Below are 15,500 nucleotides of genomic sequence, written 5' to 3' on the forward strand. Positions count from 1 at the left end.
TTTTAAGGTCTATCAAGAATGCAAGATCCGTTGTTGAACTCGCTGGTGTACATTAGCCGCTATTATGGCATGTCGAATTCACCTGAAGCACTCGTAAGTGGTTTACCGTTAGCAGACGGTAAGCTAACGCCATACTTATTTCCACGCTCTGCTGAAAGAGCGGGCTTAGTCGCTCGTGAAAATCACACCGAATTTGAAAGGATACCGGAACTGATTCTGCCAGCAATATTGCTTCTCAAGGGGGGGGAGGCTTGTGTACTGGTTAGCATAAACCGAGAGACACAAGAAGCGGAAGTGGTGACATCTGACTCCCACTTTATGCCAATATCGCTGCCCCTCGAGGAATTGAAACAGCTTTATACGGGGCGCTACTTTCTGGTTAAGAAACAATTTCGCTACGATGAACGCTCTCCAGAAGTACTAAAACCACGTGACGGTCATTGGTTTTGGAGCACCTTGCTCGAATCCAAACACATTTACCGTGACGTATTGATTGCTTCCATTCTTATCAATCTCTTTGCCATTGCGGCACCGATGTTTACTCGCTTAGTGTACGACAAAGTGGTGCCCAATCTCGCGTTTGAATCCCTATGGGTGTTGGCGTCTGGTATTTTTCTCGTTTTCCTTTTTGACTTCCTCCTTAAGTCGCTACGGAGTTACTTCATTGATGTTGCGGGTAAGAAATCCGATGTTCTCATTTCATCGAAATTATTCAGCAAAGTCATGGGCATTCGAATGGAATCCCGCCCAGCCTCCGTCGGCGCATTTGCAAGGCACCTACAAGAATTTGAATCGATCAGAGAGTTCTTTACCTCTGCGACGGTCTCTTCATTGATAGATCTCCCCTTTGCGATTCTGTTTCTGGTGGTCATTTGGTTAGTGGCCGGTAATCTCGTGATCGTCCCTATTGTTGGCATCCTGATTCTGATCATTCATGCAATGCTTATCCAAGGTCCTTTGAGAAAAAGCATCGAAGAAGGTTCACGTCTGGCTTCTCAAAAATACGCCAACCTGATTGAAAGCCTTGCTGGTCTTGAGACGGTAAAAGTCTTCGGTGCGCAAAGCCAATTCCAATATCGCTGGGAGGAAGCGGTAGCGCATATGTCGAACTGGAACATCAAGAGCCGCCGCATTACCGACTCGATTCAAAACGCGGCGGGCTTTATCCAGCAAACAGCAAATATTGGTATGATCATTGTGGGTGTATACCTGATTGCAGAAGGTGAACTGAGTATGGGGGGCTTAATCGCCGCCACGATGCTGAGTGGTCGCGCCGTCGGTCCTCTGGTGCAACTGTCGCTGCTTTCTACCCGATACAACCAAGCAAAATCTTCCATGTCTATCATCGAACAAGTGATGTCGATGCCAGACGAACAAGAAGAAGGCAAACGTTATATCCATCGCCCAATCATTCAAGGCAAAATCGAACTTGATCGCGTGACCTTTCACTACCCAGGTTCCGAACTCGCCTCGGTACGAGACGTGAGCATTTGTATCAACCCAGGTGAGAAAGTGGCGATCATTGGCCGAATTGGTTCAGGGAAAACGACGATAGAACGTCTCATCATGGGGCTTTATCAACCCAATGAAGGCAATGTCCGAATCGACGATACGGACATTGCTCAGCTGCACCACGCAGATGTACGCCGAAATATTGGTTGTGTACCGCAAGATATCACCCTGTTCTTTGGCTCGATTCGAGACAACATTACGCTTGGTCAACCTTTAGTGGATGACAGAGAGGTATTGGATGCCGCAAACCGCGGTGGCGTGACGGTATTTACTCAACAAGATCCCGCAGGGCTTGAAAGGCAGGTGGGTGAAGGGGGGCTTTTACTGTCTGGCGGTCAACGTCAGTCCGTTGCCATATCGCGAGCGTTCCTAGGTCGACCTCCGGTTCTACTGATGGATGAACCGACCAGCTCCATGGATAACCGCTCAGAAATGCACATCAAACATCAGCTCACCAGCTTGAAGAAAAGTGAAACACTGATTTTGATTACGCATAAGACCTCCATGCTTGATGTCGTAGACCGTGTGATTGTCATGGAGAAAGGCGCAGTGGTCGCCGACGGACCAAAAGAACAAGTCCTCAACAACTTGAAACGAGGGCGCATTAGAGTCTCCTAATCATTCTCTTTGATACGGACACATCAAGATCAATTTGTAATGGATGCCCTCTCAAACTAAGAGGGCTTTTTATTGCCCTCGGCAACCAGACCCTCTCGTGCAACCGAGCGCGTCTTACAATCTTACAACGACACTCCCAGCCTTGTGCCCTTCTTCCACACGACGGTGGGCTTCCGCCAATTTGTCGAATTCATAAATCGAATCAATGACGGGTTTTAATTCACTGGTATCAATCAGCGTTCTTATGTGATTCATATCGATCTGAGTTTCGATGGCTAAACCACACACCACTTTTCTTCGCCCCCAAATTCGAGTAGTCAGCATACGATAAAAGTCGGCAAGACCAGCCGATGCAGCCAGCCAAACACCCTCTTTAGTCAGCAGATGCTGGCACGCTGAATAGTTTAGATGACCAATCGTGTCATAAATAATGTCGAACTCTCCGGTTCGATCTTCAACCGCCTTTTCTGTGTAATCCCACACATGATGAGCACCGAGGGATTGCACAAGTGCTTTCTTTGCGATTTGGCAGACGGCGGTCACTTCCATGCCTTTGTTTACCGCAATCTGAATACCGTAACTACCCAGTGCGCCACCCGCACCGTTGATAAGTATTCGCAAGTTTGGGCGTATTGACGTCCGATGATGCAAAAAATACCAAGAAGCTGTCGCACCAAAAGGGATGGAAGCCGCTTGTTCAAACGTTAAACTGCGTGGCATATGCGTTACGGCTGCAGTTTCATCAAGCACCAAATACTCCGCATGCGCCCCCATTTCGGTTCCCGTACCACCAAAAACGCGATCTCCAACCTTAAATTGAGTAACCGATTCTCCGACAGATGCTATCTCCCCTGAAAACTCAGTCCCGAGTACTTGTTTCTTAGGTATGAATAGCCCATTAAACAAACGCACAACCCATGGATCGGCTTTTCGCATACGAACATCGGCAGAGGACACCGTTGTTGCCCGTACTTTAATCAAAATCTGCTGTTTGTCGATGACTGGAATATCCAACGTCTTTACCTGCAAAACGTCGGCATTCCCATAACGCTCATATACCATCGCTTTCATTCTTTATCTTCCGAGCTGATTCACTTCCCTTCACTTTAAAGCGGCACAGAAACCATAACTTGATAGTTTGTGCGGTACTGGTTATTTTTTAAATGAAATACCCATTTAGCGCGAATCGCGATTTAACTCAAATCGCTACTTAGCTCAAATCACTTTGGAAGGACAACATGGCTCATTTGGTCTCGCAGCTTCAAGATTTGGTTGAACACATCGAATCCCACTTGGATGAAGACATCGACATCGCTCTGTTGGCGAAGCGCTTTGGTATGTCACCGTGGCACTTTCAGCGTATGTTTAAAGGGTTAATTGGCGATACGTTAGGCGGGTACATTCGCGGAAGAAGGCTGACACAAGCCGCACGCCAACTGATTCATACCGAACTGGGCATTATTGACATTGCACTGAATGTTGGCTTTAGCTCTCACGAAGCGTTTACACGTTCATTCAAGCACTATTTTGCCATCACGCCTAAGCAATTCCGCCTTCAAAGCCTAGCTGTAAACCTGAAAGAAAAGCCCGTACTTACCCCATCGCTCTTTTCTCACCTTAGGGACGGTATGAAGCTTGAGCCAAAGATTGTCCATCAGCCAGAGTTACTGCTCGTCGGCTTTGAAACCACGATCCCTTCTCCATTTATGTTTGAAGAGAGCTTTTGCGATTTGCTCGAAGAACCTTGGATGCAATTATTGGAAAGACAAGACGAAATCCAGCATGCAAAAGACGACACCTACTACGGGCTGACCATCAGTGCCTCTGGTACCTTCGCTGAAGAGGAGGTGACTTACCTTTCAGCAATGGAAGTCTCCGACCTACAAGGCATCCCTAGCGGCATGAAAACTCATCGACTCCCTGAGCAAGATATTGCCGTTTTTGACGTCGAGGAGGTCAGTGAAGATTCTGTTGGAAAAACCATGGATTACATTTATGGGTACTGGCTGCCTAATTCGGCGTTCGAACGCGGTACAGGGCAAGATTACGAACTGTTTGAAAACCTGAAAAACTTCACGTTACCTGAAATGAAATCCAAGTACATTATCCCCATTCGCCCCAAAGTCCAGAGCAATGTAAAGAAAGAGAACCGTCAGCACACAATGCAGCCCTGATATGGCATAGAGGATGAGATAAAATGGCCGCTTTTGTGTCTTATGGCGAAACACTTCTCTGCCAATCAGTGCACCAGGCCAACCACCAAACAAAGCCAAACCGTGCAAGGTGGCTTCTTTCACTCGCCAATTCCCTTTGAACGCTTGCCGTTTGTCCCACCAATAGACAAAGAGCGTTAATAAACTCAAAAGCTGTGATACAAACAACCAATACATTGGAAAATGGCTATAAAAGAGAAAAATAAATAAGAATAACCAGTAGAAGACGGACAACTTCATGACATCCCCTCATCTTTATAAGGAAAGTAATATGGCACACGGAACCTGTCATTGTGGCAACATCACACTGCAAGTAAAGACCCTTCCAGACACTTTGACTCAATGCAATTGCTCGCACTGCTTTAGAGCCGCACCTTTATACGGCTACTACACGTCGTCCGAAGTTGACATGACAGTGACTTCCGGTGTGACCGATGGATATGAATGGGGCGATAGAATGATTCATTTCCACCACTGCCCAATATGTAAAGTGCATACCCATTACACGGCAACAGATAAAGCAGGGAAGGATCGAGTGGGCGTGAATTTTCGATTGTTTGAAAGACAAATGGTGGAGTCTATTCGAGTGCGTCACTTTGATGGGGCTGATACATGGAAGTATCTAGACTGAAGAGGCTATAGACGAAAAAGCGTCCGGCTTACGACGTTTAGCTCTTTATCATCGCTTCAAAGCTAATTTCATAATGGTTGTAAGAGAGTATGGAAGGGCCGTGTTCACGGCGTGTAACCACGGTGTCGTCACCAAACCTGACGGTCACTCTCGAATACACTTTGTTTTTCACTGTGATGGTATTTACCGCAAGCATCTGCTCAAATTCAAGTTCAACCGCATCGAGCTTTTTCTTGGTTCGATTAAGAAGCTCGTTGTTTTTCTCTTTTAAAGACGCAACATGGTCTACCATGTCTTGGGTCCGCTCTGATTTCGGGGTTTTGGAAAGCTCCAATTCCGCCCGAACCACTTTCATGGTTTCTTCTTGAACTTGTTTATAGTTCTCTTTTAGCTTTTCAATACCGGCTTTGTACTTTTTATAGCGGGCGCAAGCTTCCACGTTAGTAACAGAATCGCCTTCAACACCTAAATTCACACAAGTAATTTTTCCGCCCACTTGGGTGTTGCCACCACTCAGTGTGCCCTGCTTGCCATTCGCATCACAAACACTTAAGTCGCCTCCACAACGGACTTCGTTTTGCAAACTGTGGATGGCAAGCGTAATGTCATCGTGAGCTTGTACTGTTGCGTACTGAGCATATTTACTGGTTATAGAGCCACCAGAACGGACAATACAGGCATGTTCTGTCCCTTCTCCTACTGGACGACCAATAATACCTTTTGCCGCCGTAATATCTCCATGAGCTTGGACATCTGCCGACTCAATAAAACCACCCACGGTAATTGAACCTGTCGCCAATACCTTCATACCAGGTTCGATATCACCCGTAATCACAACACATCCTTTGAATTTAATGTGGCCGGTTGACACATCCACTTTGCTTAAACACAACGCGTTATCCACTTCAACGTTTGAGCCTTTCTTCATGACGGGCATTCCAGACACAGAGGCTCGAAGTAAATTCGGGTTGTCTTTGCATATATAGGTTCCCTTTCCGTCACGCAGCGGTTTGTCGGTTCCGGGCTTAGGGGGAATGGTTTTACCACAAACGGTAAATCCAGGCGTCCCTTTCGTGGCGGGTTGACGTCGCAAAAGGGCTTCGTTTTCAGCAACGGTAATGGTTTCACCGAGGTTGCGCATATCTACGCGGTGAGTAATGGTATTGACCTCTTGTGGTCTAAGTACGCGGCTATTTATGTCGGGGAACAGTGGAATGAATTCAGCATCTTTACCGTCAATAGGGCGCTGACCAATGGCGACTGCCTGAGAGAACTCCTGCCCCGGCGGTACTTTATGGCTCATAGCCAGTACCTTTTTTAAAGCCAGTTTATTAATGCCTTTGGTTACTCTCGCGGTGGACAGCGCTTCCACAATTTCGCTGCCTCGAAGTGCTCTCCCCCCTTGTGCGCCTTGAACAATCATACGAGCGATCATATCGTTATCGTCAAGCTCAACGGTCACACTTGCGTTTTTTCGGTAGGCAATTTTGATGCCCTGAAACGCTTCTTTTTTTGTTTTACGAGCAGCACTGATAAACGTTTTTACGGCTCCACCGTCTAAGAAGAAAGAAGCCGCACCCAAGCTTTCGATGGCGTGATTAAGACCTTGCTCACCGAAATCAGACTCGACAGTCATATCGGCGGGCATCTGTGCTATAACACTTTGATCATCATCTGAAAGTCGGATGAACTCTTTCCACATAGTCCGTCACTCAAAAATAAGACTTCATATCTGGAATGAGTGTAACGAATTCACCCCGAGATTTAACTAAAATATGCACGTTTTCCGGCTGTGGTCACTAATACAAGCACATCAACGTCACCATAACGTCAAATTTTAACATTAGGCTCACAATATTGTTCATCTCTAAATGTTAATTGCTCAAATTCCAGTTACATATTCGGTAAGGAGCTGAAACTTATCTAGTCTATCCATCAAAGCAATTACACTACAAGCTCAAATTAAATATTACAAGCTCAAATCAAATCCCTAGTACTGAGAAAACTGATAAACCGCTTTCACCTTTTTACCACAGTTGGAATACTCAAGTGATTCACATAGCTCCGAAACCAAAACAATGCCTCTACCATAGCTGTCTTCATCAGAAACCATATTTAAATTATGATAATTGAAGCCTTCGCCAGTATGCTCAATGGTTATCCCCAACTGATTCTTCTCAGGCAAATATTCAAGCTCCAGTGTTAGCATGGCATTCTCGTTGAGCGCTTTTAGTTTTTCTTCTCGCTGCTGGTAATACGTAAAAAAGCCTTCTTCATCATTTTTGAGGGTCGAATCCAACCCAAGTAACCCATGCTCAATGGCATTGGCAAAGAGCTCCGACAAGACAGAGCACACTAAATCAAGATTGGGACCTCCGCTCACGATACCAGAAATGTAGTGGCGAACCTCTGCCATAACCGTGACGCAACTCAGGATCTCTTTAGAGAAGCTTAACCGAGTACTTAATGGCACCTTGCCAACAAATGGCAACTCAGAATCAGGGATTTGCCCTGCTTCATTGTGAATCGGAAATGTCATAGTGAGGATGGATAAATCATCGTCCTTATGGGTGTTTGAAAAAACATTCACCGCTTCGTATAAAGATGGAATGACCGCATTAGGCTCACACTCATTTAAAACCTGTTTAAGCCTGTCTTCACCAAATTGCTCTCCAGAACAGTTCGCAGCTTCCGTAAGGCCGTCGGTATAGCACACAATTTGTTGCCCGGGCTCTAAACGAAGGTGTACAAGATTGATTTCAAATTCTTCACCACTCAATACGCCGAGCGGCATATGCATGGAGGTGAGTTTATTAACGATTTTTCCAGAAGAGTCGAGGATATAACTGTCTGGCAATCCCCCACCCCACCACGTTACATCAAGCCCGTTCGCACGAATTTCAAAGACGTTCGCTGCAACCATCATCCCTAGTGGTAGAAACCGCACTAAAGATGTATTGATTTCTTCTAAAATCTCACCCAGTGACATGCCCTTAGACGCCATTGAGAAAAAAGCTCTCGTGGCAGGAATGGTCGAGATAGCCGCCGGCAAACCATGACCTGTTGCATCAGCGATCATCACGTAAACCCCACCCTGAGGACGATTCGCCACGACAATCAGATCACCATTAAACACAGTGGAAGGGTTGGATATGTACTCTATGCCATCAATGTTTTTGTACATGTCTTCGGCAAGATTCGTGAAAATGGATTCAGAGATGGCGTAATCGTATTTCACCTGTTCTCGGAATTTACTCAGCTCATCTCGTTGCTTACTCACTTCGCTGTGCATTTTCGCAATGCGATAATGCGCCTGTACTTTCGCAAGCAGCGTGCTTCTTCCTACGGGTTTAAGAATGAAATCATCGCCATAAAAGAGACAACGCCCAAACGAATCACGATCGTCTAGAACGGTTAAGAAGATGATAGGCATGTGCACATTGGGGAATTCTTCACGGATCTCTTTGGCTGTCGAGAAGCCATCTTTCACTGGCATCATAACGTCCATAAGGATCACATCGGGAAGGCTATCGGCTTCTTTTATTGCATCCACCACCCCTTCGCCATTCTCAAATAGAATGATCTCTTTGGCGATACTGGCTAGCATGTAGCGAAACATTTCCCTATTGGTTTTCTGATCATCAACAATCAGCACTCTCATAACCTACCCCTCCTGAATCCATTACTCGATTGAGAACTTCTTATCAAATCTCGAAATCAGTAGAATTCTTTTCACTTGAGGCATGCTGTTAGTGATAACGATATCACCATCTTGCTGTTGCAAGAATTTATGCATATTGAGTAGCATGCCTAGACCAGCACTGTCGATGTAATCCACTTTGCGAAAGTCTACGACAAAGCGATACCCTTTTTGCTGACTGTAACTTTGGCGAAATTCGTGAACCAAATTAAACCCAAATGCCCCTTCAACCGAAATGACGACGCGTCTTTGGTTGTTATCTATTTCAGCAGATACTGACATAGCTGTTCTCCCTAAAATAATTCAACTTCACCTTCATCAATACCGGATTGCTGTGCGGCTTCTCCGCGGTTTTGAGCATAACCCACAAGCTCTTCGATACCTTGAGTCAATTCTGAAAGCTCTATTTCTCGCTTATTAAATTTGCCGATTAGAACGGTCATATCTTCCAGCGACTGGGCGCTACGCTCTGCATGTTGCCCCTGCTGGGTAACGATATCGGCAAATTGCAACGCTCGAATACCGTTACTCACTTGCTCTGAAAGCTCCATCCCCATTCCTTGTAATTTGTCGATTTCGTCCCTAATCTCGACGTTAACCTGCTGCACTCCTTGCAACATGTCTTCGACTTGATCTTTTGAGTCGATTGCCACGGTCATGTCTATTGACGCGATCTCTCCAACCGTTTGATTCGCTTCATTGATTGTCCCTTGGGCAACGGTGATCTCTTTTTGTATCTGCCCATTCAACTCTTCCGCTTTAAGAGACAAGTTCCTCACCTCTTGAGCAACAACAGCAAACCCTCGTCCTGCATCACCGGCTCGTGCAGCTTCAATGGCTGCATTCAGTGCCAACAAATTGGTTTGCTCAGACAACCCTTGAACCTGATCCAATAGGCGAAATACATTGTCCAGTTTCGATGACATGTCGTGAATGCTGTGTACAGCAGTGATGCTTTTTTCAGACACGCTGACAAGAATTTCAATATATTGGGCGAATATCTTTTCCGTCTTTGGGAGTACCTGAGTCAGGCTGTATTTACTGTCTTGGTTGGCTAGAAGGTTATTGACTAAGGTCTCTGACACAAGGCTTTGACGCTGCGAGACTTCTTGTAAACCAAAAAAGCTGTCATTTAATGTGACAACAGATTCATCAATCACCCCACGCTGCTTATATAAGCTTCCTTTAATGTGACGGATCTCTTCATCCATCAGCTGCTTGATGTCATCCAGTCGTACTCGTCGATCCGAAACAGGTTCAACGTAGCTTTCAGGCTTTATCTCAAATGAATCGATTTCTTTTTGTGGCGACTTAATCAGTATCCAAGGCGTGGCGGCGATAAACACGGACCATCCAACCACCCATACCGAAGACACTTCCATTGCTACGATACTGAGCCCCAACATCTGAAAGCCTAATATGAGCCACCAATTCGTTACGAAATTTGTTATTTTTTGCATGGTTATAGACCCCTTATATTCAGAAGTATTCAGGAAGAAAACAACGAGTCACATATCAGTTTTGGGATTTTATTGAGTGACACGACTTTTTCTACTGCCCCTACTTCTACAGCGACACGAGGCATTCCCCATACCACTGAGGATTGTTCATCCTGTGCTATCGTAAATGCACCGGCTTTGTTCATATTCAGCATACCCGCGGCTCCGTCCTGCCCCATTCCCGTAAGAATCACGCCAATGGCTCTGTCTTTCAGGGTCTCTGCTATGGCATCAAACATGACATCCACAGACGGCTTATGACGGTTAACAGGGGGACGATCATCCAATTCGCAATACAAGCATCCGCCCCTCTTAACAATCACCATGTGCTGGTCACCAGGGGCAACATACGCGCAACCGTTTACAAGTGGGGCTGAATCTACGGCAAGAACACGCACCGTGATTTCGCTCGCCATATCAAGCCGCTGTGCAAACGAAGAGGTGAATAACGCGCTGATATGCTGAGTGATCACAATGGGGGGAAGGTTCGACGGCAAGGACGACAGCACCGAACGTACCGCTTCAGTCCCTCCCGTGGAAGCACCAATGGCAATCAAATCAAATCGCTGACTTTTGCGTTTTACTTTGGCTTGCTTTTCAGCCTGATGGCTGTGGTGGTGGTGTTTTACGTTCGCCCCTGCTGCCATTTTCACTTTGGCATTGACCATTTGTTTGTAGTGGATCATCTCTGCCGTGCTTTCTACGGTCGGTTTAGGGAAATAATCGACGGCGCCTATTTCCAATGCTTCAAGTGTGATGTCTGCACCATGCTGAGTCAGAGTCGAAATCATCACCACTGGCATGGGGCGTAAGCGCATGAGATTTTTAAGAAATTGCACACCGTTCATCTTAGGCATTTCGATGTCTAAGGTCAGTACATCGGGATTATGCTGCTTGATAAGATCCCGTGCTTCATACGGATTTTCGGCTACGGCGACCACGGTCAACTGGGGATCGGATTCGATGATCTCCGTTAACAGCGCTCTAAATACTGGGGAGTCATCAACGATCATTACTTTTAATTTGCTACTCATTAAATAACTCCGCATCATTATCATGAGAACGATAGCTTTCTATACTCAACTCTTTGGCGTATTTCGCTTCACTTCGTTCCACCTTAGCCACCACTTCTGAGAACCGGATGCGTTTTACCCAAGCCTGACCACTTAAGGGATCAAACATCACTTTTCTGGGGATGATCCCCCCCAAGTCTTGTGCTTCAATCTCGAAATTTTCTTCATGCGCGTAATTCAGCGCAAATTCGATGTTCTTATCACCAATGAGCGCACTTATTCCCATCAATTGCGCACCACCAAACAATTTCAATCGAATCCTTTCTCGCACAGCTCCACCTGCAAGCAGTTGGTTTACCAAAATTTCCATTGCGTTATTGCCGTATCGTGAAGCAGTAGAAACAATTTCTGCCGGGTGCCAGTGTTCAATTTCAGCGTTATTGCTAAATGGCAACAAAAAATGATTCATACCACCGATATGAGCTTGTGGATCCCACATGCACGCGGCAATGCACGATCCTAACCCTGTGCAAATCACTTCAGGATCACGGCTGGTATAAACGCCACCAGGCATCACTTTCACCATATGCACTTTCTTATGCTGATGGTAAAAGCGGCTGAATTGTAACGTTTGGATAGAAGAATTCGCCTGTAATCCTTTCATTCTTGCCTCACTGTTTAACGTAAATGGTGTGTCCGAGGTGACGGAATATGTCAGTACAATTTCCAACACTCTCTGAATGACCGATAAGCAACACACCATCATCGGCAAGATGTTTGTAAAATCGTCGAATAAGTGTCTCTTGAGTCGTTTTATCAAAGTAAATCATGACGTTTCGACACGAGATAACATCAAATTGCTGATCCATGGGCCAATCAGCTAACAAGTTAAGCTGATTAAAAGTAAGGTATTGCTGTAACTGACGTTTTATTTTTATTTTTCCGGTCATTTGACCTTTTCCCTTAACGAATGCCCCTTTAAGGTATTCACTGGGAATGCTTGTTAATACTTCTTCGCTGTAGATACCTTGTTTTGCTCTAGCCAACACGTTGGTATCTAAGTCCGTTGCAAGCATGCGTACATCGATTATCCGCTCAAACACGTGCGCTTTTTTCAACATCGCTAGGTAACTGTAGGGTTCTTCTCCGGTTGAACACCCTGCTGACCAAAATCTAAGCTGCTTTTTATTTTCGTTGAACCACTTAGGAATCATCACTTGTTCTAAATATTCAAAGTGATGAAACTCTCGGAAAAAGTGAGTTTTATTGGTCGTCAAGTTATTAATAAAATTCACTCTCTCGGCATCACTTGTTTCTAGCAATTCTCGGTACTCAGTGAATCGCTGAAAACCATGTTCTCGCAAAATACGGCTGATGCGACCATAGACCATGGCCTTCTTTTTATCCGATAAGAAGATGCCGACGCTTTTATGGACAAAATATTGTATATATTTGAAGTCCTGTTCTGTTAGTTCAAACTCTCGACCGACCAGTGGACTTTCTGCCTCCGTTTGGCTCAGAATTCTTCCCATTCGTCTCCTTCCTCACTCAACTGTATTCCCGAATTAACAACCCGGTTCGCTGGTTTGGATAAAGGGGCATTTCGAACCTTAGGAACATTTCTGACCTGTGGTCTGGTGCCTCCAGCATTTTCCTGTGAGGAGAACGTTTTCACCTCTTTGTCGGTGGAGAAGAAATTCATTAAGTTCAGTAATTCTTTACCTTCATCTTTAAGGGATTGGCTGGCTGCAGACGTTTCTTCCACCAAGGAAGCATTCTGTTGCGTCATTTCATCCATAGTGGCAACCGCACGGCTAATCTCATCGATACCCGTTGCTTGTTCCTGACTGGATTGCGCTATCTGAGTAATCAGTTCTGATACTTTTGCTACGGCGTCGACAATCTCGTTGAGTGTTTCGCCAGATTCATCGACCAGTCTCGATCCTTCATCAACCTTGTCGACACTGTCGTTGATTAAGCCTTTAATCTCTTTCGCTGCGGCGGCACTGCGCTGCGCCAAATTACGCACTTCACCTGCAACAACCGCAAAACCTCGTCCTTGCTCTCCTGCTCTCGCGGCTTCTACCGCGGCATTCAATGCCAGTAGGTTGGTTTGGAAGGCGATTTCATCAATCACACCAATGATATCGGAGATCTTTTTACTGGCGCTGTTGATTTCAGCCATGGCTGCAATGGCTTGTCCGACAACCTCGCCTCCTTTACTGGCCTTTTTAGCTGCATCATCCGATAGATCGTTTGCACTTTTAGCATTTTCAGCGTTCTGCCTAACGGTAGACGTCATCTCTTCCATACTGGCTGCGGTTTCTTCTAGGTTTGAAGCCTGTGCTTCAACACGCTGACTTAAATCATTATTGCCTTCTGCTATTTCTGTGGAAGCGGTGGCAACTCTTGATGACGATGTGGTGATCTGATCAACCATGTTGCGAAGATTGATGATTGAGGTATTCACGGCTTCAGATAATCGACCGAATTCCCCTTCGTTCTCTTCAGACATATTTTTGTTCAGGTTACCGTCTGCGACTTCGCTCATGACATCAATACATTGACCAAGTGGCGCGACAATCGCATCTAATAAGTTATTAATGCCGTTACCTAATTCAGACATAAAGCCACTATAGGTACTGGTATCAATTCGGTTTCTGAGCTCGCCCTTTATTGCGTTTTGAATCAGGTTTTCGACCTGTCGTTGACCATCCTGTTGCTCGGTGATGTCTTCCCATTGCAATGCGGGTCCCATGTAGTTACCTTCTGAATCTCGCATGGCAATACATGTCAGGTTGAACTCAAGATCTCCGACAGCAATGTTAGATGAAAACGGCAAGTTATCGGGGTTAGAAATAATGCCTCGTTGATGCGCTGGATTTTTATGGAATACATCAATGTTCTGTCCTACCAGCTTGCTGGCTTCGAATCCGGGCAGCACTTTTTTAAGAGCGTTTTCTCGTCTGGTGAGCAATTTGATGAGAGACGGATTAAGATACTGGATGATGCCTTTGCTATCGGCCATCATCAGGTTGGTTGTCATGCCTTCCACAGCGGAAGCCAATCGACCAATTTCAGCCTCTTTTGCTCTTTCTTCCGTCACATCTTTCCATTCCAATGTATTGCCTATGTACTTACCTTCAGCGTCAGTAATCGCCGCCACGTTCAGCTCAATTTTTAGATCGGCGATGGTGATGTCGGTCTTGAAAGGCAGATTATTGGGGTTATCAAGCATTTTACGCTGGTGGGCAGGGTTTTGATGGAACTCATCAATACAGCGCCCCATTAGCCATTCTTCTGTCGCCGTAAAATCGCGCCATACCGTTCTTAACGTATGCTCATGCTTTTTAAACAGGTTAATGGTTTCGAGATTGGCGTAAGTAATTAAGAAATCTCGATCAATCATGACCATAGCGGTTTGCGCTTGGTGCACGGCAGCGCTCAAACGCGCGACTTCTGTCGACTGCTTACGCTGTTCAGTCACGTCACTCCATTCGAGAGTATTCCCAATGTAATTGCCTTGGGCATCCATGATGGACGCAACATTGAGCTCTATTTTTAAATCGGCAATTTCAATGTCGGTGCTATAAGGTAGATTATTGGGGTTATCGAGCAGTTTTCTTTGATGGGATGGGTCTTTATGGAAGCCATCAATACATCGCCCCATTAACCAATCCTCTGACGCGGTAAAATTGGGCCACACACTGCGAAATTTCGCTTCATGCTTTTTAAACAAAGAAACCGTTTCATGATTGATGTACGTAATTTCAAAATTGCGGTCAATCATGACCATGGCCGTCTGTGCCTGATCGACAGCCGATTGCAGCTGAAGAATGCTGGATTCCTGCTGCCTTTGCTTCGTGACATCCTCCCATTCCAACGTGTTGCCGCTGTAATTGCCTTGGGCATCGATAATAGCGCCAACATTCAGCTCTAACAGCACGTCTTTTACTCGAATGGTTGCGGTATGAGGCATGTTATCGGGATTGGACAGCAACTGGCGCTGATGAGCAGGATTGGCATGAAAACCATCAATACAATTCCCTATCAAAAATTCTTCGTCTGCGCGAAACCCGGACCAAATTGATTGAAAAGTCTTCTCATGCTGCTTTAAGAGCTCTAATGAACGCCTGTTGACGTAAGTGATATTGAAGTCTCGATCAATCATCATTAGAGCAGTTTTCGCTGCATTCAATGCGGAAAGTAATTGCTCATTACTTATCGCGCCGGACTTCTTCGTTAGATTGTCTTTGGCATTAGAAACAAACTGTTGCTCTGCTTGTTCTTTTTTCCGGTTCCAAAATGGCATAA

At 45.6% G+C, this 15,500-nt stretch carries 13 protein-coding genes; 3 read left to right on the forward strand and 10 right to left on the reverse strand.

Features of this window, described 5'->3' with window-relative positions; all coding sequences use genetic code 11:
• The first annotated feature begins 18 nt into the window (after positions 1 to 18).
• Positions 19 to 2,130: a type I secretion system permease/ATPase gene (locus HC752_RS14265; RefSeq protein ID WP_190335842.1), complete on the forward strand. Its 2,112-nt coding sequence runs from the start codon at positions 19 to 21 to the stop codon at positions 2,128 to 2,130.
• A 114-nt stretch (positions 2,131 to 2,244) separates the two neighbouring features.
• On the opposite strand, the gene HC752_RS14270 is transcribed toward HC752_RS14265, so the two are convergent.
• Positions 2,245 to 3,201: an NAD(P)-dependent alcohol dehydrogenase gene (locus HC752_RS14270; protein WP_190335843.1), complete on the reverse strand. Its 957-nt coding sequence runs from the start codon at positions 3,199 to 3,201 to the stop codon at positions 2,245 to 2,247.
• Between the two features lie 167 nt (positions 3,202 to 3,368).
• On the opposite strand from HC752_RS14270, the gene HC752_RS14275 reads away from it, so the two are divergent.
• Positions 3,369 to 4,304, forward strand: a complete 936-nt coding sequence (locus tag HC752_RS14275; RefSeq protein ID WP_190335844.1) for a helix-turn-helix domain-containing protein — start codon at positions 3,369 to 3,371, stop codon at positions 4,302 to 4,304.
• Here the strand turns inward: HC752_RS14275 and HC752_RS14280 are convergent.
• Positions 4,209 to 4,583, reverse strand: a complete 375-nt coding sequence (locus tag HC752_RS14280) for a DUF1294 domain-containing protein (protein ID WP_342029482.1) — start codon at positions 4,581 to 4,583, stop codon at positions 4,209 to 4,211. The genes HC752_RS14275 and HC752_RS14280 overlap by 96 nt on opposite strands.
• Before the next feature lie 31 nt (positions 4,584 to 4,614).
• On the opposite strand from HC752_RS14280, the gene HC752_RS14285 reads away from it, so the two are divergent.
• Positions 4,615 to 4,974, forward strand: coding sequence for a GFA family protein (locus tag HC752_RS14285; protein WP_190335845.1), 360 nt, complete (start codon positions 4,615 to 4,617; stop codon positions 4,972 to 4,974).
• A gap of 37 nt (positions 4,975 to 5,011) precedes the next feature.
• On the opposite strand, the gene HC752_RS14290 is transcribed toward HC752_RS14285, so the two are convergent.
• The 8 genes from HC752_RS14290 to aer2 all read right to left on the reverse strand — a co-directional run bounded on the left by HC752_RS14290 (position 5,012) and on the right by aer2 (position 15,498).
• Positions 5,012 to 6,676 (reverse strand): DUF342 domain-containing protein, encoded by a 1,665-nt coding sequence (locus HC752_RS14290; protein WP_190335846.1) that lies wholly within the window; start codon positions 6,674 to 6,676, stop codon positions 5,012 to 5,014.
• 288 nt (positions 6,677 to 6,964) lie between these two features.
• Positions 6,965 to 8,635 carry an ATP-binding SpoIIE family protein phosphatase gene (locus HC752_RS14295; protein WP_190335847.1) on the reverse strand — a complete coding sequence of 557 codons (1,671 nt, stop codon included), beginning with the start codon at positions 8,633 to 8,635 and terminating at the stop codon, positions 6,965 to 6,967.
• 21 nt (positions 8,636 to 8,656) lie between these two features.
• Positions 8,657 to 8,956 carry an STAS domain-containing protein gene (locus tag HC752_RS14300; protein ID WP_190335848.1) on the reverse strand — a complete coding sequence of 100 codons (300 nt, stop codon included), beginning with the start codon at positions 8,954 to 8,956 and terminating at the stop codon, positions 8,657 to 8,659.
• A gap of 11 nt (positions 8,957 to 8,967) precedes the next feature.
• On the reverse strand, positions 8,968 to 10,134 hold the full coding sequence (locus HC752_RS14305; protein ID WP_190335849.1) for a methyl-accepting chemotaxis protein: 1,167 nt from the start codon (positions 10,132 to 10,134) through the stop codon (positions 8,968 to 8,970).
• Positions 10,135 to 10,163: 29 nt separating this feature from the next.
• Positions 10,164 to 11,207, reverse strand: a complete 1,044-nt coding sequence (locus HC752_RS14310; protein WP_190335850.1) for a protein-glutamate methylesterase/protein-glutamine glutaminase — start codon at positions 11,205 to 11,207, stop codon at positions 10,164 to 10,166.
• A complete protein-coding gene (locus HC752_RS14315) occupies positions 11,200 to 11,850 on the reverse strand; it encodes a chemotaxis protein CheD (RefSeq protein ID WP_190335851.1) in 651 nt (216 codons plus the stop codon). Before HC752_RS14315 ends, HC752_RS14310 begins: the two co-directional genes overlap by 8 nt.
• Before the next feature lie 7 nt (positions 11,851 to 11,857).
• Positions 11,858 to 12,718, reverse strand: a complete 861-nt coding sequence (locus HC752_RS14320; protein WP_190335852.1) for a CheR family methyltransferase — start codon at positions 12,716 to 12,718, stop codon at positions 11,858 to 11,860.
• The gene (gene aer2, locus HC752_RS14325; RefSeq protein ID WP_190335853.1) at positions 12,703 to 15,498 is read right to left on the reverse strand and encodes an aerotaxis transducer Aer2; all 2,796 of its coding nucleotides are present in this window, start codon (positions 15,496 to 15,498) and stop codon (positions 12,703 to 12,705) included. The genes HC752_RS14320 and aer2 overlap by 16 nt, the downstream gene beginning before the upstream one ends.
• Positions 15,499 to 15,500: the final 2 nt, after the last annotated feature.

Source organism: Vibrio sp. S9_S30, from assembly GCF_014694455.1.
GTDB lineage: Bacteria > Pseudomonadota > Gammaproteobacteria > Enterobacterales > Vibrionaceae > Vibrio.

Excerpts from the sequence above, each read along its gene's own strand:
- HC752_RS14305 (WP_190335849.1), bottom strand. The coding sequence starts at position 10,134 with ATGCAAAAAATAACAAATTTCGTAACGAATTGGTGGCTCATATTAGGC.
- HC752_RS14310 (WP_190335850.1), bottom strand. The coding sequence starts at position 11,207 with ATGAGTAGCAAATTAAAAGTAATGATCGTTGATGACTCCCCAGTATTT.
- HC752_RS14275 (WP_190335844.1), top strand. The coding sequence starts at position 3,369 with ATGGCTCATTTGGTCTCGCAGCTTCAAGATTTGGTTGAACACATCGAA.
- HC752_RS14300 (WP_190335848.1), bottom strand. The coding sequence starts at position 8,956 with ATGTCAGTATCTGCTGAAATAGATAACAACCAAAGACGCGTCGTCATT.
- aer2 (WP_190335853.1), bottom strand. The coding sequence starts at position 15,498 with ATGCCATTTTGGAACCGGAAAAAAGAACAAGCAGAGCAACAGTTTGTT.
- HC752_RS14285 (WP_190335845.1), top strand. The coding sequence starts at position 4,615 with ATGGCACACGGAACCTGTCATTGTGGCAACATCACACTGCAAGTAAAG.
- HC752_RS14320 (WP_190335852.1), bottom strand. The coding sequence starts at position 12,718 with ATGGGAAGAATTCTGAGCCAAACGGAGGCAGAAAGTCCACTGGTCGGT.
- HC752_RS14270 (WP_190335843.1), bottom strand. The coding sequence starts at position 3,201 with ATGAAAGCGATGGTATATGAGCGTTATGGGAATGCCGACGTTTTGCAG.
- HC752_RS14290 (WP_190335846.1), bottom strand. The coding sequence starts at position 6,676 with ATGTGGAAAGAGTTCATCCGACTTTCAGATGATGATCAAAGTGTTATA.
- HC752_RS14265 (WP_190335842.1), top strand. The coding sequence starts at position 19 with ATGCAAGATCCGTTGTTGAACTCGCTGGTGTACATTAGCCGCTATTAT.
- HC752_RS14295 (WP_190335847.1), bottom strand. The coding sequence starts at position 8,635 with ATGAGAGTGCTGATTGTTGATGATCAGAAAACCAATAGGGAAATGTTT.
- HC752_RS14315 (WP_190335851.1), bottom strand. The coding sequence starts at position 11,850 with ATGAAAGGATTACAGGCGAATTCTTCTATCCAAACGTTACAATTCAGC.
- HC752_RS14280 (WP_342029482.1), bottom strand. The coding sequence starts at position 4,583 with ATGAAGTTGTCCGTCTTCTACTGGTTATTCTTATTTATTTTTCTCTTT.